Source organism: Mesorhizobium sp. M1D.F.Ca.ET.043.01.1.1, assembly GCF_003952385.1.
Taxonomy (GTDB): domain Bacteria; phylum Pseudomonadota; class Alphaproteobacteria; order Rhizobiales; family Rhizobiaceae; genus Mesorhizobium.
This window is the reverse complement of the sequence record NZ_CP034444.1, coordinates 6079473-6100548: the sequence shown is the minus strand read 5'-3', so window position 1 is coordinate 6100548 and position 21076 is coordinate 6079473. Positions and strand designations below refer to the sequence as shown.

Here is a 21076-nt window from a genome sequence, read left to right as displayed (position 1 = left end):
CCGCCGCCTCCGGCTGGCAAAAGTTGCGTTTCCTATCGCATGTTTCGATCGGGTTGAAAGACCCGATCGAAAGAAACATGCGACACTCTTTCATTCCGGAGGATGCTCTTGTCCGAAAAGTCTGCAACTTTTCGGGATCATCCTCTGGACGAGGTCCCTCGCCCCGTCCATGCGTCAAATGTCAGCGATAGGGCGCGTCCAGCGCGATGTTGCGCGCCAGTTCCCGCTCCCAGCGATCGCCGTTCGCGAGCAGCTTTTCCTTGTTGTAGTAAAGCTCCTCGCGCGTCTCGGTCGCGAATTCGAAATTCGGCCCCTCGACAATGGCGTCGACCGGGCAGGCTTCCTGACAGAAGCCGCAATAGATGCATTTCACCATGTCGATGTCGTAGCGCACGGTGCGGCGCGTGCCGTCGTTGCGGCGCGGGCCGGCCTCGATGGTGATCGCCTGCGCCGGGCAGATCGCTTCGCAGAGCTTGCAGGCGATGCAGCGCTCTTCGCCATTGGGGTAGCGGCGCAGCGCATGCTCGCCACGGAAGCGCGGGCTGATCGGCCCCTTCTCGTGCGGATAGTTGATCGTCTCCTTCGGCGCCACGAACTGGCGCATCGACAGGAAGAAGGCGCTGACGAAATCTTTCAGCAGCAGCGCCTTTGCAGCTTGGCCAAGAGCGGACATCACGCAAACCCCGTGATCTTGAGGAAGGCCGCGGTGGCGACGACCATGAACAGCGAGATCGGCAGGAAGACCTTCCAGCCCAGCCGCATCAGCTGGTCGTAGCGGTAGCGCGGCACGAAGGCCTTCACCATCGAGAACATGAAGAACATCAGGCAGATCTTGAGCACGAACCAGATCACCCCCGGCACCCAGGTGAAGGGCGCGAAGTCGAACGGCGGCAGCCAGCCGCCGAGGAACAGGATGGTGGCTAAAGCGCACATCAGCACGACGGCGACATATTCGCCAAGGAAGAACAGCAGGAATGGCGTCGAGGAATACTCGACCATGTGGCCGGCGACGAGTTCGGACTCCGCCTCGACCAGGTCGAATGGCGGACGGTTCGTCTCGGCCAGCGCCGAGATGAAGAACACCACGAACATCGGCAGCAGCGACAGCCAGTGCCAGTCGAGGAAGGTGTTGGGCAGGCCGAGCTTGGTGCCCAGGCCGTCCTGCTGCGACATGACTATGTCGGAGAGGTTGAGCGAGCCGACGCAAAGCAGCACCGTAACGATGACGAAGCCGATCGAGACTTCGTAGGACACCATCTGCGCGGCCGAGCGCAATGCGCCGAGGAACGGATATTTCGAGTTCGATGCCCAGCCGCCCATGATCACGCCATAGACCTCGAGCGAGGAGATGGCGAAGACATAGAGGATGCCGACATTGATGTTGGCGATCGCCCAGCCCTCATTTACCGGAATGACCGCCCAGGCCGAAATCGCCAGCACCGCCGACACCAGCGGCGCCAGCAGGAAGACGCCCTTGTTGGCGCCGGACGGGATCACCGGCTCCTTGAAGACGAATTTCAAAAGGTCGGCGAAAGCCTGCAGCGTGCCCCAGGGGCCGACGACGTTCGGGCCGCGGCGCAGTTGCACGGCTGCCCAGATCTTGCGGTCGGCATAGAGCAGGTAAGCAACGCCGATCAGCAGCACGACGATCAGCACGACCGACTTCAGAAGGATCAGCAGCGCCGGCAGCACGTAGAAGGAGAAGAAGGTGTCCATGCTTATTCCGCCGCCTGCTTGAAGCCGCTTTTGGCCAGCGCCGAGCATTCAGCCATCACGGCCGAGGCCCGCGCGATCGGGTTGGTCAGATAGAAGTCCTTCACCGGCGAGGTGAAGGCGCCCTTGTTCAGCCGCCCGCCGAGCTTCGCCGCCCTGGCGACATCGTCCGCGCTGCCGGCCAGGACCTGGTCGATGCGGGCGAGATGCGGATATTCGCCATAGAGCTTGGCGCGCAGCTGCGCCAGGCTGTCGAACGGCAGCTTCTTGCCGAGCACATCCGAAAGCGCCCGCAGGATCGCCCAGTCCTCACGCGCCTCGCCTGGCGCGAAGCCGGCGCGGTTGGTCTGCTGCACGCGACCCTCGGTGTTGACATAGGTACCGGACTTTTCGGTGTAGGCCGCGGCAGGCAGGATGACGTTGGCGCGGTGCGCGCCGGCATCGCCATGCGTGCCGATATAGACGGCGAAGGCGCCGCCGGTCCTGGCCATGTCGATCTCGTCGGCGCCGAGCAGGAACAGGAGATCCGTCTCGCCAAGCATGCCGGCGACATTCTTGCCGCCCTCGCCCGGCACGAAGCCGACATCGAGGCCGCCGACTCTGGCTGCAGCATTGTGAAGCACGGCAAAGCCGTTCCAGTCGGCCGTCACGGCATCGACGGCTGCCGCGAGCCTGGCCGCCTGGCCGAGCACCGCCGCCCCGTCGGCGCGCGCCAGCGCGCCCTGGCCGACGATGATCAGCGGATGCGTCGCCTTCTTCAGCACCTCGAAGAACGTGCCGTTGCCCTCAGCCAGATCCTTCAGCGATTCCGGACCGGCGCCGATGAGCTCATAGTCATAACGCGTGTCGCCGATCTCGCCGATGACGCCGACCGGCAGGTTGCCGACGCGCCAGCGCTTGCGGATGCGGGCGTTGAGCACCGAGGCCTCGAAGCGCGGATTGGCGCCGATGATGAGCACCGCGTCGGCCTGCTCGATGCCTTCGATGGTCGGATTGAAGATGTAGCTGGCGCGCCCGAGCGACGGATCGAGCACGGCGCCGTCCTGGCGGCAGTCGATGTTCTTCGAGCCGAGCGCTGCCATCAGAAGCTTGAGCGCGTAGATTTCCTCGACCGCGGCGAGGTCGCCGGCGATGGCGCCGATACGCTCGGGCGCGGTCTTGCCCACCTCGTCCTTGATCGCGGCGAAGGCTTCCGCCCAGCTGGCCGGAACGAGCTTGCCGTTCTTGCGCACATAGGGGCGATCGAGGCGCTGCGTGCGCAGGCCGTCCCAGATGAAGCGGGTCTTGTCGGAGATCCACTCCTCGTTCACCGCTTCATTGACGCGCGGCAGGATGCGCATCACTTCGCGGCCTCTCGAATCGACGCGGATCGCCGAGCCGACGGCATCCATGACGTCGATCGATTCCGTCTTGGTCAGCTCCCAGGGCCTTGCCTGGAAGGCGAACGGCTTGGAGGTCAGCGCGCCGACCGGGCAGAGGTCGATGACATTGCCCTGCAGCTCCGAGGTCATCGCCTGTTCGAGATAGGTTGTGATCTCGGCGTCTTCGCCGCGGCCGATCAGGCCGAGCTCGGAAATGCCGGCAACCTCGGTGGTGAAGCGGACGCAGCGCGTGCAATGGATGCAGCGGTTCATCACCGTCTTCACCAGCGGGCCGATATACTTGTCTTCGACCGCGCGCTTGTTCTCGTGATAGCGCGAGGAATCGACGCCGAAGGCCATCGCCTGGTCCTGCAGGTCGCACTCGCCGCCCTGGTCGCAGATCGGGCAATCGAGCGGATGGTTGATCAGCAGGAACTCCATCACGCCTTCACGGGCCTTCTTGACCATCGGCGTGTTGGTGAAGATCTCCGGCGGCTCGCCGTTCGGGCCGGGGCGCAGGTCGCGCACGCCCATGGCGCAGGAAGCCTGCGGCTTGGGCGGGCCGCCCTTCACCTCGATCAGGCACATGCGGCAGTTCCCGGCGATGGACAGCCGTTCATGGAAGCAGAAGCGCGGCACTTCCGCGCCGGCGTCCTCGGCCGCCTGCAGCAGCGTGTAATGGTCGGGTACCGTGATCTCTTTCCCGTCGACCTTAAGCTTTGCCATTCGCCTCAAACCCTCGCGGATTTCCCGCAATCTCTCTTTCCGGGCGCGACTGGCGCTGCACCCGGCATTTCATCTCACTATTTCGCGGCCAGCGCCGCCGCTTGGACGGCCCAGTCGTCGCGGCCGATGCGGCCGGCGAGCGACAGGTAGTCCTCGACCCAGGCGATCTCTGGCGACGTCCAGGCGGCGATCTGGCCATAGGTCCAGATGCCGAGGCCGTTCAGCACTTTCTCCAGCTTCGGCCCGATGCCCGAGATCGCCTTCAGGTCCGAAGGCGTCGCCGGCCTGTCGATCGCCTTGGGCTGCCTGAAATCCTCCGGCATCAGCCCAGTCGTTGCCGTCCCGGCAACCGTGTCGGCGCCTGTGGCATCGAGCGCCTTCTCGGTGGCGTTCGCCGCGATGTCGGTGACATCCCTGGCGAAGGTCTGCGCCTCGGCGATAATTGTCTCGGTCGCCTTGCGCGCCTTGGACGAATTGCTGGCGGCTTCGGTCCGCGCCTCGAGATCGTCAAGAAACGGCTGGAACATGCGCTGCGAGGCTTCGATGGCGCCCGAGAGCGCGCCCATCCAGACACCAAGCGCATGATTGGCAAGACCCATGCCGAGCGCCGACATCGCCGCCGCGCCCGCGACGGGATGCGCCATGAGGTTGACGGCGCTGGCCATCTCCCTCGGCATCATCTTGGTCAGGTCCTGGTTCATCTTCTCGAGTTCGTCCAAATAGGGCATCAGCGGGTAGGCTATCGAATATGTCGCCATAGACATCTCCTGGTCGTTTCCTCGTACGCCCGCCCCTGCTGTTCCGTCCCGGGCAATTGCCCGTCTTCTCAAATATTATTCCGCCGCCACCATCACCGGCTCGACCCGATGCGCGTTGCGCGAAAACTCATCGATGCGGCGTTCGACCTCGCCGCGGAAGTGCCGCATCAGGCCTTGGATCGGCCAGGCCGCCGCGTCGCCCAGCGCGCAGATCGTGTGGCCCTCGACCTGCTTGGTCACATCGAGCAGCATGTCGATTTCGCGCTTCTGCGCCTCGCCGCGCACCAGGCGCTCCATCACCCGCCACATCCAGCCGGTGCCTTCGCGGCACGGCGTGCACTGGCCGCAGCTCTCATGCTTGTAGAAGTAGGACAGCCTGGCGATCGCCTTCACGATATCGGTCGACTTGTCCATGACGATGACAGCCGCTGTGCCGAGGCCGGATTTGAGGTCTCGCAGCGCGTCGAAATCCATCGGCGCGTCGATGATCTGCTCGGCCGGCACCAGCGGCACCGAGGCGCCGCCCGGGATGACCGCGAGCAGATTGTCCCAGCCGCCGCGGATGCCGCCGCAATGGGTCTCGATCAGCTCGCGGAACGGGATCGACATCGCCTCTTCGAAGGTGCACGGATTGTTGACGTGGCCGGAGACGCAGAACAGCTTGGTGCCGGCATTGTTCGGCCGGCCGAAGGACGAGAACCAGGCAGCGCCGCGGCGCAGGATGGTCGGCGCCACGGCGATCGATTCGACGTTGTTGACCGTCGTCGGGCAGCCGTAGAGGCCGACATTGGCCGGGAACGGCGGCTTCAGCCGCGGCTGGCCCTTCTTGCCTTCGAGGCTTTCGAGCAGCGCCGTCTCCTCGCCGCATATATAGGCCCCGGCGCCATGGTGCATGTAGACGTCGAAGTCGTAGCCGGACGTGTTGTTCTTGCCGATCAGCTTCGCCGCATAGGCCTCGTCGATCGCGCGCTGCAGCGCCTCGCGCTCGCGGATGAACTCGCCGCGCACATAGATGTAGGCGGCGATCGCGCCCATGGCGAAGCCGGCGACCAGCGCGCCCTCGACCAGCGTGTGCGGGTCGTTGCGCAGGATGTCGCGGTCCTTGCAGGTGCCGGGCTCGGATTCGTCGGCATTGATGACCAGGTAGCTCGGGCGCCCGTCGCTCTGCTTGGGCATGAACGACCATTTGAGCCCGGTCGGGAATCCGGCGCCGCCGCGGCCGCGCAGGCCGCTTGCCTTCATCTCGTTGACGATCCAGTCGCGCCCCTTGGCAATCAGGCCCGGCGTATCGTCCCAGATGCCCCGCGCCTGCGCTCCGGCCAACGACTTGTCGAACAGGCCGTAGATGTTGGTGAAGATGCGGTCTTTGTCCTGAAGCATTTCTCGTCCCTCAGACCGGCTTCTTGCCGAAGACGCGGATGTATTCGGCGACGCCGCCCTTGGCGAGCGCCTTGGCCTGCTTCACCCAGTCGTCGCGTTCGATGCGGCCGCGGAAATTGAGATAGCCGTCGACCCATTCGCGCTCGGCCTTCTTCCAGGCGGCAACCTGGGCGAAGGTGAAGATGCCGAGCGAATTCAAGGTGCCTTCGATCTTCGGGCCGACGCCGGAGATCAGCTTCAGATCGTCGACCGTCGCCGGACGCTCGATGCCGGCCGGACGGTTCTTGTCCTCGAGCGACGGCTTGGCCGTCTTGGTGGCTGGCTGCTTGGTTTCGGGCGACTTGAAGGCGGAGGCCGGCTCGGCCTTGGTTATCGGCCCGCTGCGCGACTTCGAAACCCCTTCGACTTCCGGAGAAGCCTGGTTGGCGTTGGCGGCGGAGTGACGCGGCGCCCTGACGCTGGCCGCCTTCTCGGTGGCCGGCGAAACCTTGACCGGCGACGGCGTCGTCAGCGCCGGGCTGGTTTCGGGTGCGTCGGTTTTCGGCTTGCCGGACTTCGATGGCCCGACCGGGGCCGAGGGCGCGGCAGGCGCCTGCGAGACGACGGCGGCCGATGCAGCAGCCGGCGCTGCCGCAGCGGCTTGCTTGGCTGCCTTCGCGGCTGCCTTGGCTTCCTTCTCGCGGGTGGATTTCAGGATCGCCTTCTCGCTCTTCAGCGTCGTCAGCCCCGTCGCCGGCTCCGAGCCGGTGCGGCCGTTCTGCGGGCCGGGCTTCACCGTGGCGCCCTTGCCGGCCTCGTAGAGATCGATGATCTCGGCCAGGCGCTCCGGTGTCAGGTCCTCAAAAGTGTCCTTGAAGATCATCACCATCGGCGCGTTGACGCAGGCGCCGAGGCATTCGACCTCCTCCCATGACAGCGTGCCTTTTTCATTGGTGTGGAACTGGTCGTGGTGGATCTTCGAGCGGCAGACATCCATCAGCGCTTCCGAGCCGCGCAGCATGCAGGGCGTGGTGCCGCAGACCTGGATATGGGCGCGCGTGCCGACCGGGTTGAGCTGGTACTGCGTGTAGAAGGTCGCGACCTCGAGCCCGCGGATGCGCGGCATGCCGAGCATGTCGGAGATCGTCTCGATCGCCGCCTTCGTCACCCAGCCTTCCTGCTCTTGGGCAATCATCAGCAGCGGGATGATGGCCGACTGCTCGCGCCCCTTCGGATATTTGGCGATCCACTGCTGGGCCGCCGCCGCGTTCGCCTTGTTGAAGGCGAAGGAGGCTGGCTGGACGCTGGCATCTGCGAGACGACGGACTGACATTTAGCGATCGACCTCACCAAACACGATGTCGAGGGAGCCAAGCACGGCGGTGACGTCGGCCAGCATGTGGCCGCGGCACAGGAAATCCATGGCCTGCAGATGCGCGAAGCCTGGCGCGCGCAGCTTGCAGCGATAAGGCTTGTTGGTGCCGTCGGAGACGAGATAGACGCCGAATTCGCCCTTGGGCGCCTCGACCGCCGCATAGACCTCGCCGGCCGGCACGCGATAGCCCTCGGTGTAGAGCTTGAAGTGATGGATCAGCGCCTCCATCGAGCGCTTCATCGCCGCGCGCTTCGGCGGCACCACCTTGCCGTCGAGGTTCGACACCGGCCCGCTGCTTTCCTTGCCGAGCAGCAGGTCGACGCACTGGCGCATGATCCTGGCCGACTGGCGCATCTCTTCCATGCGCACGAGGTAACGGTCGTAGCAGTCGCCGTTCTTGCCGATCGGGATGTCGAAATCCATCTCGGAATAGCATTCATAGGGCTGCGCCTTGCGCAGGTCCCAGGCGGCGCCCGAGCCGCGCACCATCACGCCCGAAAAGCCCCAGGCCCAGGCGTCGGCCAGCGACACCGTGCCGATGTCGACATTGCGCTGCTTGAAGATGCGGTTGGGCGTGAGCAGCGCGTCGAGATCGTCGATCGACTTCAGGAACGGGTCGATCCACTTGCCGATGTCCTCGATCAGCTTCTGCGGCAGATCCTGATGCACGCCGCCGGGCCGGAAATAGGCCGCATGCATGCGCGAGCCGGAGGCGCGCTCGTAGAACACCATCAGCTTCTCGCGCTCGACGAAGCCCCACAGCGGCGGCGTCAGCGCGCCGACATCCATCGCCTGCGTCGTCACATTGAGGATGTGCGACATGATGCGGCCCATCTCGGAATAGAGCACGCGGATCAGTTGGCCGCGCTTCGGCACCTCGATGCCGAGCAGCCGCTCCGCGGCGAGCGCGAAGGCATGCTCCTGGTTCATCGGCGCGCAATAGTCGAGCCGGTCGAGATAAGGCACCGCCTGCAGGTAGGTCTTGGCCTCAATCAGCTTCTCGGTGCCGCGATGCAGAAGGCCGATATGCGGGTCGACGCGGTCGACCACCTCGCCGTCGAGTTCAAGAACCAACCTCAAAACACCGTGCGCTGCAGGATGTTGAGGTCCAAAGTTAATGTTAAAATTGCGGACGGAGGTTTCAGCCATTCTGGCGCCTCAATTCGTCTTGGCTTTTTCGTCCCCGGGCAGGACGTAGTCCGTCCCTTCCCATGGGCTCAAAAAGTCGAAGTTGCGGAATTCCTGCTTGAGCTCGACCGGCTCGTAGATGACCCGCTTGGCCTCGTCGTCGTAGCGCACCTCGACAAAGCCGGTCAGCGGAAAATCCTTGCGCAGCGGGTGCCCCTCGAAGCCGTAGTCGGTGAGGATGCGGCGCAGGTCCGGATGGTCGGAGAACAGCACGCCATAAAGGTCGTAGGTCTCGCGCTCGAACCAGTCGGCGCCGGGATAGACCGATGTCAGCGACGGCACCAGCGTCTCCTCGTCGGCCTGAACCTTGAGGCGGATGCGGACATTCTGCTTCGGCGACAGGAGATGATAGACGACGTCGAAGCGCCTGGCCCGCGACGGATAGTCGGCGCCGCAGACGTCGATGATCGAGATGAACTGGCAGCGCGGGTCGTCACGCAGGAAGGTCGCCACTTCGATCAGGTTGCCCGGCTCGACGGAAACGCTCAGCTCGCCATAGGCAAGCACGGCTTCGCCGATGCGGCCGGAGAGCTTCTCGCCGAGATAGGTGGAGAGTTCGTTCAACGCCTGGGTCATCGGCTCACCGTTCGATCGTGCCGGTGCGGCGGATCTTCTTCTGCAGAAGGAGAATGCCGTAGAGCAGCGCTTCCGCGCTCGGCGGGCAGCCGGGCACATAGATGTCGACCGGCACGATGCGGTCGCAGCCGCGCACCACCGAATAGGAATAGTGGTAGTAACCGCCGCCATTGGCGCAGGAGCCCATCGAGATGACGTAGCGCGGCTCCGGCATCTGGTCGTAGACCTTGCGCAGCGCCGGCGCCATCTTGTTGGTCAGCGTGCCGGCGACGATCATGATGTCGGACTGGCGCGGAGACGCGCGCGGCGCGACGCCGAACCGCTCCGAGTCGTAGCGCGGCATCGACGTGTGGATCATCTCGACCGCACAGCAGGCGAGGCCGAAGGTCATGAACATCAGCGAGCCGCTGCGCGCCCAGGTGATCAGCGCTTCGGTCGAGGTGACAAGGAAACCCTTGTCGGCCAGCTCATTGTTGATTTCGAGGAAGAAGGGATCGTCCTCCCCCACCGGCCTGCCGGTGTTGGGGTCGATGATACCCTTGGGCTTCGGCGCGACGAGGGTGCCTGAACTGTCGTTCAATCCCATTCCAGCGCTCCTTTTTTCCATTCATAGGCAAAGCCGATGGTCAGCACCGCCAGGAACACCATCATCGACCAGAAGCCGAGCATGCCGAGCTTGGAGAAGGAGACCGCCCATGGGAACAGGAAGGCGACCTCGAGATCGAAGATGATGAACAGGATCGACACCAGGTAGAAGCGGATGTCGAACTTCATGCGGGCGTCGTCGAACGAGTTGAAGCCGCATTCATAGGCGGAAAGCTTTTCCGGGTCGGGATTGCGGTAAGCCACCAGGAACGGCGCGATGATCAGCGCTAGGCCGACGACCATCGCCACGGCGATGAAGAGGACGATGGGCAGGTACGAACTCAGGAGTGCGGCCATGCGGCGACTTTCCTTTGGCGGGCCAGTTCACTTTGATTACAGCAACGGACTCTAATGCGGAAGCGTGACAGTTTAACCCGCTGAACCGCTTTAGGAGCCCTATGCTGCGACGCGGCGAGGGTTAGCGCAGCGGTTTCGGCGAAGCAAGTCAAACCTTGTTCAAAACGCGGCCCTGGACGCCATATCGGAAGAAACTGGTCCGATCCGCTCCTGTTTGATTTCCTTCGCTTTTTACTCCACTTTTCTCTCCTGACATATCTCCCGCCATTTGCCTGCTAGCATGGCTGGAATCATCGGCTGGACGTCAGGTAAACGGATCGAGGCAAAGGCACCTTGAAGAAGGAAAAAATCTCGCTTCGCGCGGCCAGGCGCATCGCGCTCGGCGCGCAGGGCTTCACGGACCCTCGCCCGGGCGGCGAGCCTAACCGCAGGCACCTCGCCCGCGTGCTCTCCCGCACCGGGCTGCTGCAGATCGATTCCGTCAGCGCGGTGGTGCGCGCCCACTACATGCCGCTCTATTCGCGCCTCGGCCCCTACCCGCTTTCGCTGCTCGACAATGCCGCCCTCACCCGCAGGCGCGCTGTCTTTGAATATTGGGCGCATGAGGCCTCCTTCCTACCGGTCGAGACCTACCCGCTGATGCGCTGGCGCATGCAGCGCGCCGAACGCGGCGAGGAAATGTATCTCGGCCTCGCCAAATGGGGCCGCGAGCGCAAGCAGATGATCGACGAGATTTACGGGCAAGTGGCCGAGCGCGGGCCGATCGCCGCATCCGATATCGAGGGCCATAAGGGCAATGGCGGCTGGTGGGGCTGGAGCGAAGCCAAGCACGCCTTCGAATGGCTGTTCTGGGCCGGACGCATCACCACCGCCTACCGGCGCGGCTTCGAACGCTATTACGACCTGCCGGAACGCGTGCTGCCGCAGGCCGTGCTCGACCTGCCGGTGCCGTCGATCGAGGACGCGCATCGCGAATTGCTGCGCATTTCCGCCCGCGCCCACGGCATCGCCACCTATGGCGACCTGCGCGACTATTTCCGCCTGGCGCCGGGCGACACGAAAGACCGCATCGCGGAACTGGTCGAGGCGGGCGAACTGCTGCCGGTAGGGGTCGAGGGCTGGGACAAGACCGTTTACCTCCACAAGGACGCGCGCATTCCGCGCCGGATCGAGGCCCGCGCCCTGCTCGCTCCCTTCGACCCCGTCGTCTTCGAGCGCACCCGGACCGAAAAACTGTTCGGCTTCCGCTACCGCATCGAGATCTACACGCCGGCCGAAAAGCGGCAGTACGGCTATTACGTGCTGCCCTTCCTGCTCGGCGACCGCATCGTCGCCCGCGTCGACTTGAGGGCCGATCGCCCGGCCAGCGTGCTGCGCGTCCACGCCGCTTACGCCGAACTGGGCGCGCCGCCGGAGACGGCCGCCCAACTCTTCGATGAATTGAAGCAGATGCAGGCGTGGCTCGGCCTGGAAGCCATCGAAGTGACGCCAGTTGGCGATCTCGGCCCGGCGCTGGCCGACATCCAGGTGTCGTAGCCGCGCGTTGACAGCCGCGTAGCTCTAAGCCTAAATCCGCCGCAGACGGTCTTCTCCCGGCAAAGGGAGGAGCCAAGAGGGAATGCGGTGCGGGGTTGAAAAATTCCAAATCCGCGGCTGTCCCCGCAACTGTGAGCGACGAGCCTCAGCCGAAAGCCACTGGGAAATTCCCGGGAAGGCGGCGTCAAGGCGATGACCCGCGAGCCAGGAGACCTGCCGTCTGAGACTTTAAGTATCCGATCGCCCGGCGGGTTTTCCGGGCAAGGAGCCTGGTTTTGGATCGCAACGGCAGTTTTCCGGCTAATATCGTGGACGTTCCGTCCGAGCCCGAAGCCTTGGCGGGCGTGACCGTCATCGTCTGCTCGTCCTGCCGCGACGAAACGGGTTCCGATGCCCATCCGCGCGCCGGTGCGCTGCTGGCCGAGCACACGCGCCGCGCCGCAGCGGACGAGAACATCCGTATTCGCACCGTCGAATGCCTCGGCAATTGCAAGCGCCGCCTGAGCGCGGCACTTCTGCGCGACGGCTGCTGGAGCTACGTCTTCGGCGACCTCGAAACGACCAGCGGCGCCGACCTGGTCGCCGGTGCAAAACTCTTCGCCACATCGACCGACGGCCTCATCCCCTGGCGCGGCCGGCCAGACTCCCTCAAGCGCGGCCTCGTCGCCCGCATCCCTCCCCTAGACATGCTGAAGGACTGACCATGAACGCTTCCGTTTCCCGCGTGCCCTGCACCGTCGTCACCGGCTTCCTCGGGGCCGGCAAGACGACGCTGATCCGCAACCTCATTGAAAACGCCAAGGGCAAGCGGCTGGCGATCATCGTCAACGAGTTCGGCGATGTCGGCATCGACGGTGAGATCCTGAAAGGCTGCGGTGTCGACACCTGCCCTGAGGAGAACATCGTCGAGCTCGCCAATGGCTGCATCTGCTGCACCGTCGCCGATGACTTCGTGCCGGCGCTCGACCAGATCCTGTCGCGCACGCCAAAGGTCGACCACATCCTGATCGAGACCTCGGGCCTCGCTCTGCCGAAGCCGCTTGTGCAGGCCTTCCAATGGCCGACCGTCAAGAGCCGCGTCACCGTCGACGGCGTCATCGCCGTGGTCGACGGTCCGGCGCTGGCCGATGGCCGCGTCGCGTCCGACATGGATGCCCTTCAGGCGCAGCGCGCCGCCGACGTGACCCTCGACCATGACGATCCGGTCGAGGAGGTGTTCGAGGATCAGATCGCCTGCGCCGACCTGATCATCCTGTCGAAGAGCGACCTGATGGACGCGGCGGGTTCGGAGCGCGCCAACGCCGTGATCGGCGAGCATGTGGCGCGTGCCGTGAAGGTCGTGCCGACGGCGCAGGGCAAGGTCGACCCGTCGGTGCTGCTCGGCCTCGGCCTCGCCGTCGAGGACGACATCGAGAACCGCAAGACGCATCACGACGACGAGCTCGACCACGAGCATGACGATTTTGACTCCTTCGTCATCGACATCCCGTCGATCTCGCATCCGGACGAGCTGGCAAAACGCGTCGCCGTTGCCGCCGAGCAGGAAAACGTGCTGCGCGTCAAAGGCTTCGTCGAGGTCGGCGGCAAGCCGATGCGGCTCCTCCTTCAGGCCGTTGGCCCGCGCGTCAACCACTATTACGACCGCGCCTGGACGACCGAGGACGACCGCCGCTCGCGGCTCGTCGTCATCGGCCTCAAGGGGCTGAACCGCCCGGCGATCGAGCGTATCCTCGCCGGCTGAGGCCAACACGAAAAGCCCAACACGAAGCAATGCATATCCTCACCACGACATCCGCTTCGCTCGACGATCTCGCCGAGCCTATCGACCTCAGGCAGACGCCTGCGGATGTCGTGGCGCTGTCCTTCACCGACAGCGATCTTGCCGGACTGGCAGCCGCCTGGAAGGCGGACGCTGACCGCTTGCCGTCGATGCGGCTCGCGGCACTTCGCGATCTGCGCCATCCGATGTCGGTCGACCTCTGGATCGACAGCGTCGCCCGCCATGCCAAGGTCGTCCTGGTCCGCATCCTCGGCGGTTACGACTGGTGGCGCTATGGCTGCGACCAGTTGGCAGCGGTCGCGCGCGAACGCGGCATCAAGCTGGCGCTGCTGCCGGGCGAAAGCCATGACGAGGACCCGCGCCTGATCGAAGGCTCGACCTTGCCGCGCGCCGAGCTCGACGCCCTGCTCGGCTATTTCCGCAAAGGCGGCCCGGCCAATATGGCGGCGCTGGTGAGGAGACTGGCGCGGCTGGCGGGATCTGAGGCCGAGGTGCTCGAGCCGGTGGGCGTGCCGAAGGCGGGATATTACCAACCGGGACGAGGAGTTGTCGCAAAGCCAGCTTCCTTCAGCGCTGGCGATATCGGCTCCCCCATCATTCCCATCCTCTTCTACCGTTCAATGCTGCTGGCGGCCGACGTGGCGCCAATCGACGCCCTGGTTGAGGCGCTGCGCTCGCAGGGCGTGGAGGCCGTGCCGATCTTCGTCTCCAGCCTGAAGGATCCGGCGTCGCTGGCCTTCGTCGAGAACGCTATCGCATCGCTGAACCCGTCAGCCATCGTCACCGCCACCGCCTTCGCCTCCGGCGCCGAGCCGGGCGCGCAAACGCTGTTCGACCGCGCCGGCGTGCCGGTCTTCCAGGTCATCGTCGCCACGACGCGGCGCGAGGTCTGGGAGAAGAACCAGCGCGGCCTGGCGCCGGCCGACCTTGCCATGCACGTCGTGTTGCCCGAGCTCGACGGCCGCATCCTCGCCGGCGCGATCTCCTTCAAGGGCGAGGTCGAGACCGATCCGGCGCTCGCCTTCCGCGCCTTCGCCAATCGCCCGGAGGCGGATCGCGTGGCGCAGGTCGCCAAGCGCATCGCGGGCTTCATCCGCCTGCAGCGGACCGAGCGAGCCAACCGCAGGCTGACGATCCTGATCCCGGACTATCCGAGCGCGCCAGGGCGGACTGGTTACGCCGTCGGTCTCGACGTTCCATCGAGCGTGCTCGCCATGCTGCATGACCTGAAGGAACAGGGCTATGCGGTTGAGGCGATTCCGCAATCGCCGCGCGCCTTGCTGGATGCGTTGGAGGTGGGTGGGCACAGCCTTTCTTTGGAGGACTACCTAGCCTTTTCTGCCGAACTGCCTGCAACAGCGCGCGATACGCTGGAGGCGGCATGGGGAGAGACAGAAGGGATACATTTGCGCGAGGTGGGCGCGACAGAACGCCAACTTTTGCCAGCAGCCCACGAAAAACGCTTCCCCTTCCGCGCCGCGACCTTCGGCAACGTCACCGTGGCACTCGCCCCCGACCGCGGCCGCTCCGCCGACCGCCGCGCCGACTACCACGACCCGACGCTGCCCCCGCGCCACGAGCTGATCGCCTTCGGCCTCTGGCTGCAAAAGTCGCTCGGCGTGCATGCCATCATCCATGTCGGGGCGCACGGCACGCTCGAATGGCTGCCGGGCAAGACGGTGGCCCTTTCGGACAACTGCTTCCCCGAGATCGTCACCGGCTCGCTGCCGGTCATCTATCCTTTCATCGTCTCCAACCCCGGCGAAGCCGCGCAAGCCAAACGCCGCATCTCGGCCGTCACGCTCGGCCATCTGCCGCCGCCATTGACCGGCGCCGGCCTTGATGAGAACCAACAGAAGCTGGAACGGCTGGTCGACGAATACGCCCAGGCCGACGGCCTGGACCGCCGCCGCCGCGACCGGCTGGCGAGACTCATTGTCGAGACCGCGCAGAAGTCCGGCCTGGCGGCCGAGGCCGGCGTTGCCGGCACCGATGCGCCGGACGAGGCGCTGCGCCGCATCGACGCCTGGCTTTGCGACCTCAAGGATTTCGCCGTCAAGGACGGACTGCATATCTATGGCCGCTCGCCGGATGGCGAGGTCGATCCGTCGCGCCGGCAAAGCGCCGAAGCGGAAAGGGCTGCACTGCTGGCGGCACTCGACGGTCGCCACGTCAAGGCAGGCCCGGCCGGCGCGCCAGCGCGCGGCCGTTCCGACGTGCTGCCCACCGGCCGCAACCTCTTCACCTCCGACCCGCGCACCATGCCGACGCCGACCGCCTGTGATCTCGGCCAGGCGGCGGCGGAAGAAGTCGTGCGCAGCTATATGCAAAGCCATGGCGACTGGCCGCGCTCGCTGGTCATCGACCTCTGGGGTTCAGCCTCCTTGCGCACCGGCGGAGAGGAGATTGCGCAAGGGTTGGCACTGATGGGCTGCCGGCCGCAATGGGATGCCGCAACGGGTCGCGTCACCGGCATCGAGGTGCTGCCGCCGGCTGCGCTTGGCCGCCCGCGCGTCGACGTCACCTGGCGGATCTCCGGCCTGTTCCGCGACATGTTCCCGACCCAGATCGCTTTGATTGATGCAGCCGCCAATGCGGTTGCCAGCCGCGACGAGGACGATTCAGAAAACCCGCTCGCCGCCGCGACCCGCATCCAGGGCAAGGTCGAGCCCCGCATTTTCGGCACCTCGCCCGGCACCTATGGGGCCGGCGTCGAGGATCTGCTGTCGCGCGGCGAATGGGGCGTGCGCGAGGAGATCGGCCGCGCCTATCTCGATGCCACCTCGCACGCCTACGGCGGCGCCGACGGCGAAGCGGTCTCCGCGCCCGGCGCCTTCGAGGGCCGCGTCGCCGAGGCCGACCTGCTCGTCCACACCGGCGATGACCCGGGCCGCGACATCCTCGAAGGCTCGGCCGATGTCGCCTTCATCGGCGGGTTTTCGGCGGCTCTTGCCGCGCTCGGCCGGAATGCCGACCTCATCGTGCTCGACACGACCGATCCGACGAAGCCCAAGCCGCGTTCTGTCGGCGAAGCGGTGGCCCGCGTCGTGCGTGCCCGCGCGGTCAACCCGCGCTTCATCGCCGGCCAGATGCGCCACGGCCCGCGCGGCGCCTCGGAATTCGCGGAAACGGTCGACCGCCTCGTCGGCTTCGCCGAGACCACGCATGCCATTTCGGGCGCGCTGATCGAAGCCGTGCATGACGCCTATGTTGGCGACGCAGACGTCCGCGCCTTCCTGCTGCGCGAGAACCCGGCCGCCGCCAAGGTCATCGCCGAGCGCTTTCTCTCCGCGCGGCGTCGCGGCCTCTGGCATCCGCTTCGCAATTCGATCGACGACGACCTCGCCGCCTTGATCGCCGAAGCCCAGGCAAGCGGAGTGGCGGCATGAATGCCTTCTCGCGGCGCGGTGCCTGCCCTGCCTTGAGCGCCCCGATGCAAACCGGCGACGGGCTGCTGGTGCGGCTCAATCCGATCGCAGGAGGACTTGCGCCGAAGTCCCTGATCGGACTCGGTGAATCGGCCTTGCGCCATGGCAACGGCATCATGGAAGTAACCGCGCGCGGCAGCCTGCAGATCCGCGGTTTGACGAGCGAAAGCGCCAAGTTGCTGGCGGCGGAAGTGGATGCGCTGGGGATTGCGGTGCGCACCGGAGTGCCCGTTGAGACCGGGCCACTGGCGGGGATCGATCCGCTGGAGATTGCAGACCCCCGTCCGTTGGCTGAGCGGATCAGGACGGCGATTGAAGAAGCCGGGCTGACGGCGCGGCTGGGGCCGAAGGTGTCGGTGGTCGTCGATGGTGGCGGGCAATTGGGCGTGGAGGCGGTGACGGCTGACGTGAGGCTGACAGCGATGCGGGCAGGCGAGGATGTTCGTTGGAGCGTATCGGTTGCCGGCGATGGCCGAACTGCAAAGCTTCTCGCAACGGTCGGTGCGGATGCCGCGCGAGACATTACCGTGGCAGCGCTCAGGATGGTCGCAGAGAAGGGCCGCGAGGCGCACACAACGAACTTGTCGGAGCGGCAATTAGCCTCTCTTGCAAGCTGGCATTCCTTCGCGCCCCCCTCTGTCCTGCCGGACATCTCCCCCACAAGGGGGGAGATTAGCAGCCTCGCCGCTGGCTCCCCTTCTGGAGCCAACCCGCATGTTTCGACGTCTGCGATTGGCGAAACCGCCGGCGACGGATCAATCTCCCCCCTAGTGGGGGAGATGTCCGGCAGGACAGAGGGGGGCGCCGTAGAGCACCCTCGCTCACCGATTAGCCTCGTCGCCCTAAGCAAAAGCAACGCCCTCGGTATCGGCTTGCCTTTCGGCAGCATGCCGGCGCAAAACCTTGTCGAACTCGTCGGGCAAGCCCTGCAACTCGGCACCACCGAAATCCGCCTCGCCCCCGGCCGAGCCCTGATCTTCCTCGGCCTCTCCCCCACAGCCTGCGCCTCGCTACAAGCTTCCGCCGCCACCCTCGGCTTCGTCACCTCCCCCGCCGACCCACGCACCCGCATCGCCGCCTGCCCCGGCACACCTGCCTGCGCTTCCGGCCGCATCGCGACGCGCGCCATCGCCGAGACGATCGCGAAGGAAAGCCCCGATATCTTCGACACCTCGCTAACACTTCATATCTCGGGCTGCGCCAAGGGCTGCGCACATCCACGTCCCGCCATGCTGACCCTGGTCGGCGACGAAAACGGAGCCGGACTTGTCGTGGACGGGACGGCAAAGGCCCTTCCTGCCGGATACAGGCCGGGCTATGACGCCGCGCAAGGCATCGGCGGCATCCTTGCCGCGGTGCGCGCGCAAAGACTTCAGGGCGAAACCGCGGCCGCTTGCCTCACAAGGCTTGGCGCGGCCGGCATCGCCGAACTCTATCGACGGAACCAGTGAATGGCCGCCTACGACTATATCCATGACGGGATGGCGATCTACGAGCGCTCTTTCGCCATCATCCGCGCCGAGGCGGACCTGTCGCGCTTCTCCGAGGCCGAGGCCGATGTCGCGATCCGCATGATCCATGCCTGCGGCCAGGTCGAAGCCGCCAGCAATTTCGTCTTCTCCAGCGATTTCGTCTCAGCGGCGCGCTCTGCCCTTGCCGCCGGCGCGCCGATCTTCTGCGATGCCGAAATGGTCGCGCATGGCGTCACCCGCGCGCGCCTGCCGACCGGCAATGAGGTGATCTGCACGCTGCGCGATCCGCGCACCGCCGGAATCGCCAAGGAAATCGGCAACACGCGTTCCGCCGCTGCGATCGACCTCTGGGGCGAACGCATGGCCGGCTCGGTCGTCGCCATCGGCAACGCGCCGACCGCGCTCTTCTATCTGCTCGAAAAACTGCGCGACGGCGCGCCGAAGCCGGCAGCGATTGTCGGCATGCCGGTCGGCTTCGTGGGTGCTGCCGAATCCAAGGATGCGCTGGCCGAGAATTCCTACGGCGTGCCCTACGCCATCGTGCGCGGCAGGCTGGGCGGCAGCGCCATGACGGCGGCCGCGCTCAATTCATTGGCGAGGCCCGGGCTGTGAACGCGATTGTAAAAGGCCGTCTTGTCGGAGTCGGCACCGGTCCCGGCGATCCGGAACTGTTGACGCTGAAGGCGGCGCGCGCGCTGGCCGAGGCCGACGTCATCGCCTATTTCGCCAAGCGCGGCAACAACAGCAACGCGCGCGCCATCGTCGAGGCCCGCTTCCGGCCGGACATGATCGAGCTGCCGCTGCTCTATCCGGTGACGACCGAGATCGACAAGGACCACGACGACTACCGCTCGCAGATCGCCGATTTCTACGAACGGTCGGCCGAGCAGGTTGCCGAGCACCTCAGCGACGGCAGGATGGTGGCGGTACTGTCGGAAGGCGATCCGCTGTTCTACGGCTCCTACATGCACCTGCATGTCCGACTGGCGCATCGGTTCCCGACCGAGGTCATTCCCGGCATCACCGCCATGTCCGGCTGCTGGTCTGCGACCGGCCTGCCGATCGTCCAGGGCGACGACGTGCTCACCGTGCTGCCCGGCACGATGAGCGAGTTCGAACTGACGCGGCGGCTGGCCGACACCGATGCCGCGGTCATCATGAAGGTCGGCCGCAACCTGCCGAAGATCCGCCGCGCGCTGGAAGCGGCCGGCAAGCTGGCCAAGGCGGTCTATGTCGAGCGCGGCACCATGCCGGGCAGCGTCTCGATGCGGCTCGCCGAAAAGCACGACGACAAGGCGCCCTATTTCGCCATCGTGCTGGTCGCCGGCTGGTCGGCCCGTCCCGGAGCCCCCGGAGCAAAGCCATGAGCGGCCGCCGCCTCACCGTCATCGGTCTCGGCCCCGGCAATGCCGATCAGGTCACGCCGCAGGCGAGCCGCGCCGTGGCCGAGGCTTCCTTCTTCTATGGTTACAAGCCCTATCTCGACCGGCTCGAGCTGAGGGACGATCAGACCCGCATCGCCTCCGACAACCGCGAGGAGCTTGCCCGCTCGAACGAGGCGCTGGCCAAGGCAGCCGAGGGCCATAACGTCGCCGTCGTGTCCGGGGGCGACCCCGGCGTTTTCGCCATGGCGGCGGCCGTCTGCGAGGCGATCGAAGCCGGTCCGGCCGAATGGCGCGCCATCGATATTTCGGTCATTCCAGGCGTGACGGCCATGCTCGCGGTCGCCGCCCGCATCGGCGCGCCGCTCGGTCATGACTTCTGCGCCATCTCGCTCTCCGACAATCTGAAGCCGTGGGAGCTGATCGAGCTGCGGTTGCTGGCGGCTGCCGGCGCCGGCTTCGTCATCGCGCTCTACAACCCAATCAGCAAGGCCCGCCCGTGGCAGCTCGCCCGCGCCTTCGAATGCCTCAAGGCGATCCTGCCCGGCACCACGCCGGTGATCTTCGGCCGCGCCGCCGGCCGGCCGGACGAGCGGATCGAGGTCTACCTTCTAGCGGATGCCGATGCGGAAAAAGCCGACATGGCGACCTGCATCATCATCGGCTCGCCCGAGACCCGGATCATCAAGCGCGGCGAGCGGCCCGCGCTGGTCTACACGCCGCGATCGGCAACGGGCTCGAAAAGATGATCGACTCTAGCCGCCAGCTGATCGACGGTTTCAGCCGAGGGAACGTCCGGCAGCGGCGGCCGGTGGACCATGATCACCTCGATGCCGAGCGACCGCGCCGCTGCTATCTTGCCATAGGTCGCCTCGCCGCCGCTGTCCTTCGAGACGACGGCATCGATGCGGTATTTTTCGAGCAGCACCCGTTCGTCAGCTTCGGGGAATGGTCCGCGCGCCAACAAGTAGAGCGCATCGGGCACCGCAAGCCTCGGCTCGACCGGATCGACACTGCGGATCAGATAACGGTGCTGCGGGGCGACTTCGAAGGCGCGTCCCTCCTGTCGGCCGATCGCGAGGAAAACGCGACGCGGTGGCGTGCCGAGAGCCCTCGCCGCTTGCGGGACATTGTCGACCACCGTCCAGCGATCACCCGCGACAGGCTCCCAGCCGGGACGCCGCAGCGCAAGGATCGGCACGCCGGATTGCCTTGCCGCTTCCGCGGCGTTGGCCGAGATGCGCGCCGCGTAAGGATGCGTGGCGTCGACCAGCAGGTGGATGCGTTCTTGGCGGAGATGGGTCGCCAATCCCTCCGCGCCGCCGAAGCCGCCGGTACGCACGGGCACACCTTGCGCGACCGGACTTTCGGTACGGCCGGCCAGCGACAGCGTGACGGAAAAATCCTCGCGACGCGCCAGCTTGCCCGCCAATTGCCGGGCCTCCGTTGTGCCGGCGAGGATCAAAATACGGTGGGTCAT

19 protein-coding genes and 1 riboswitch are annotated in these 21076 nt (G+C 65.8%); of the genes, 8 read left to right on the top strand and 11 right to left on the bottom strand.

Annotated features, from left to right (window positions below; genetic code table 11):
• Positions 1-181: 181 nt before the first annotated feature.
• From nuoI to EJ067_RS29160, 10 genes are all read right to left on the bottom strand, one after another.
• Positions 182-673 (bottom strand): NADH-quinone oxidoreductase subunit NuoI, encoded by a 492-nt coding sequence (gene nuoI, locus EJ067_RS29205; protein ID WP_126088605.1) that lies wholly within the window; start codon positions 671-673, stop codon positions 182-184.
• Positions 673-1716 (bottom strand): NADH-quinone oxidoreductase subunit NuoH, encoded by a 1044-nt coding sequence (gene nuoH / locus EJ067_RS29200; RefSeq protein ID WP_041007647.1) that lies wholly within the window; start codon positions 1714-1716, stop codon positions 673-675. Before nuoH ends, nuoI begins: the two co-directional genes overlap by 1 nt.
• Before the next feature lie 2 nt (positions 1717-1718).
• Entirely contained in the window at positions 1719-3800 is a 2082-nt protein-coding gene (gene nuoG, locus EJ067_RS29195) for an NADH-quinone oxidoreductase subunit NuoG (protein ID WP_126088604.1), read from the bottom strand.
• Positions 3801-3877: 77 nt separating this feature from the next.
• On the bottom strand, positions 3878-4558 hold the full coding sequence (locus tag EJ067_RS29190; RefSeq protein WP_126088603.1) for an NADH-ubiquinone dehydrogenase: 681 nt from the start codon (positions 4556-4558) through the stop codon (positions 3878-3880).
• Positions 4559-4633: 75 nt separating this feature from the next.
• The gene (gene nuoF / locus EJ067_RS29185) at positions 4634-5938 is read right to left on the bottom strand and encodes an NADH-quinone oxidoreductase subunit NuoF (RefSeq protein WP_126088602.1); all 1305 of its coding nucleotides are present in this window, start codon (positions 5936-5938) and stop codon (positions 4634-4636) included.
• A 10-nt stretch (positions 5939-5948) separates the two neighbouring features.
• Positions 5949-7250: an NADH-quinone oxidoreductase subunit E gene (locus EJ067_RS29180; protein WP_126088601.1), complete on the bottom strand. Its 1302-nt coding sequence runs from the start codon at positions 7248-7250 to the stop codon at positions 5949-5951.
• Positions 7251-8441: an NADH-quinone oxidoreductase subunit D gene (locus tag EJ067_RS29175; RefSeq protein WP_126088600.1), complete on the bottom strand. Its 1191-nt coding sequence runs from the start codon at positions 8439-8441 to the stop codon at positions 7251-7253.
• Between the two features lie 9 nt (positions 8442-8450).
• Positions 8451-9056 (bottom strand): NADH-quinone oxidoreductase subunit C, encoded by a 606-nt coding sequence (locus EJ067_RS29170; protein ID WP_126088599.1) that lies wholly within the window; start codon positions 9054-9056, stop codon positions 8451-8453.
• A 4-nt stretch (positions 9057-9060) separates the two neighbouring features.
• Complete coding sequence (locus tag EJ067_RS29165; RefSeq protein ID WP_013531090.1) at positions 9061-9642, bottom strand: NADH-quinone oxidoreductase subunit B; 582 nt, start codon at positions 9640-9642, stop codon at positions 9061-9063.
• Complete coding sequence (locus tag EJ067_RS29160) at positions 9633-9998, bottom strand: NADH-quinone oxidoreductase subunit A (RefSeq protein ID WP_126088598.1); 366 nt, start codon at positions 9996-9998, stop codon at positions 9633-9635. Before EJ067_RS29160 ends, EJ067_RS29165 begins: the two co-directional genes overlap by 10 nt.
• Before the next feature lie 333 nt (positions 9999-10331).
• Between EJ067_RS29160 and EJ067_RS29155 the strand changes: the two genes are divergently transcribed.
• The 8 genes from EJ067_RS29155 to EJ067_RS29120 all read left to right on the top strand — a co-directional run bounded on the left by EJ067_RS29155 (position 10332) and on the right by EJ067_RS29120 (position 20345).
• A complete protein-coding gene (locus EJ067_RS29155) occupies positions 10332-11534 on the top strand; it encodes a winged helix-turn-helix domain-containing protein (RefSeq protein WP_126088597.1) in 1203 nt (400 codons plus the stop codon).
• Between the two features lie 29 nt (positions 11535-11563).
• Positions 11564-11770: riboswitch (cobalamin riboswitch) on the top strand.
• A gap of 39 nt (positions 11771-11809) precedes the next feature.
• Positions 11810-12235: a DUF1636 family protein gene (locus EJ067_RS29150; protein ID WP_126088596.1), complete on the top strand. Its 426-nt coding sequence runs from the start codon at positions 11810-11812 to the stop codon at positions 12233-12235.
• Positions 12236-12237: 2 nt separating this feature from the next.
• The gene (gene cobW / locus EJ067_RS29145) at positions 12238-13275 is read left to right on the top strand and encodes a cobalamin biosynthesis protein CobW (RefSeq protein WP_126088595.1); all 1038 of its coding nucleotides are present in this window, start codon (positions 12238-12240) and stop codon (positions 13273-13275) included.
• 29 nt (positions 13276-13304) lie between these two features.
• Positions 13305-16703: a cobaltochelatase subunit CobN gene (cobN, locus tag EJ067_RS29140; protein ID WP_126088594.1), complete on the top strand. Its 3399-nt coding sequence runs from the start codon at positions 13305-13307 to the stop codon at positions 16701-16703.
• Positions 16700-18193: a precorrin-3B synthase gene (gene cobG / locus EJ067_RS29135; protein ID WP_126088593.1), complete on the top strand. Its 1494-nt coding sequence runs from the start codon at positions 16700-16702 to the stop codon at positions 18191-18193. Before cobN ends, cobG begins: the two co-directional genes overlap by 4 nt.
• A complete protein-coding gene (locus EJ067_RS29130; protein WP_126088592.1) occupies positions 18194-18826 on the top strand; it encodes a precorrin-8X methylmutase in 633 nt (210 codons plus the stop codon).
• Positions 18823-19581, top strand: a complete 759-nt coding sequence (locus EJ067_RS29125) for a precorrin-2 C(20)-methyltransferase (protein ID WP_126088591.1) — start codon at positions 18823-18825, stop codon at positions 19579-19581. Before EJ067_RS29130 ends, EJ067_RS29125 begins: the two co-directional genes overlap by 4 nt.
• Positions 19578-20345 (top strand): precorrin-3B C(17)-methyltransferase, encoded by a 768-nt coding sequence (locus EJ067_RS29120; RefSeq protein WP_126088590.1) that lies wholly within the window; start codon positions 19578-19580, stop codon positions 20343-20345. The genes EJ067_RS29125 and EJ067_RS29120 overlap by 4 nt, the downstream gene beginning before the upstream one ends.
• On the opposite strand, the gene EJ067_RS29115 is transcribed toward EJ067_RS29120, so the two are convergent.
• Positions 20309-21076 carry a cobalt-precorrin-6A reductase gene (locus EJ067_RS29115; RefSeq protein WP_126089787.1) on the bottom strand — a complete coding sequence of 256 codons (768 nt, stop codon included), beginning with the start codon at positions 21074-21076 and terminating at the stop codon, positions 20309-20311. The two genes, EJ067_RS29120 and EJ067_RS29115, sit on opposite strands and share 37 nt — an antisense overlap.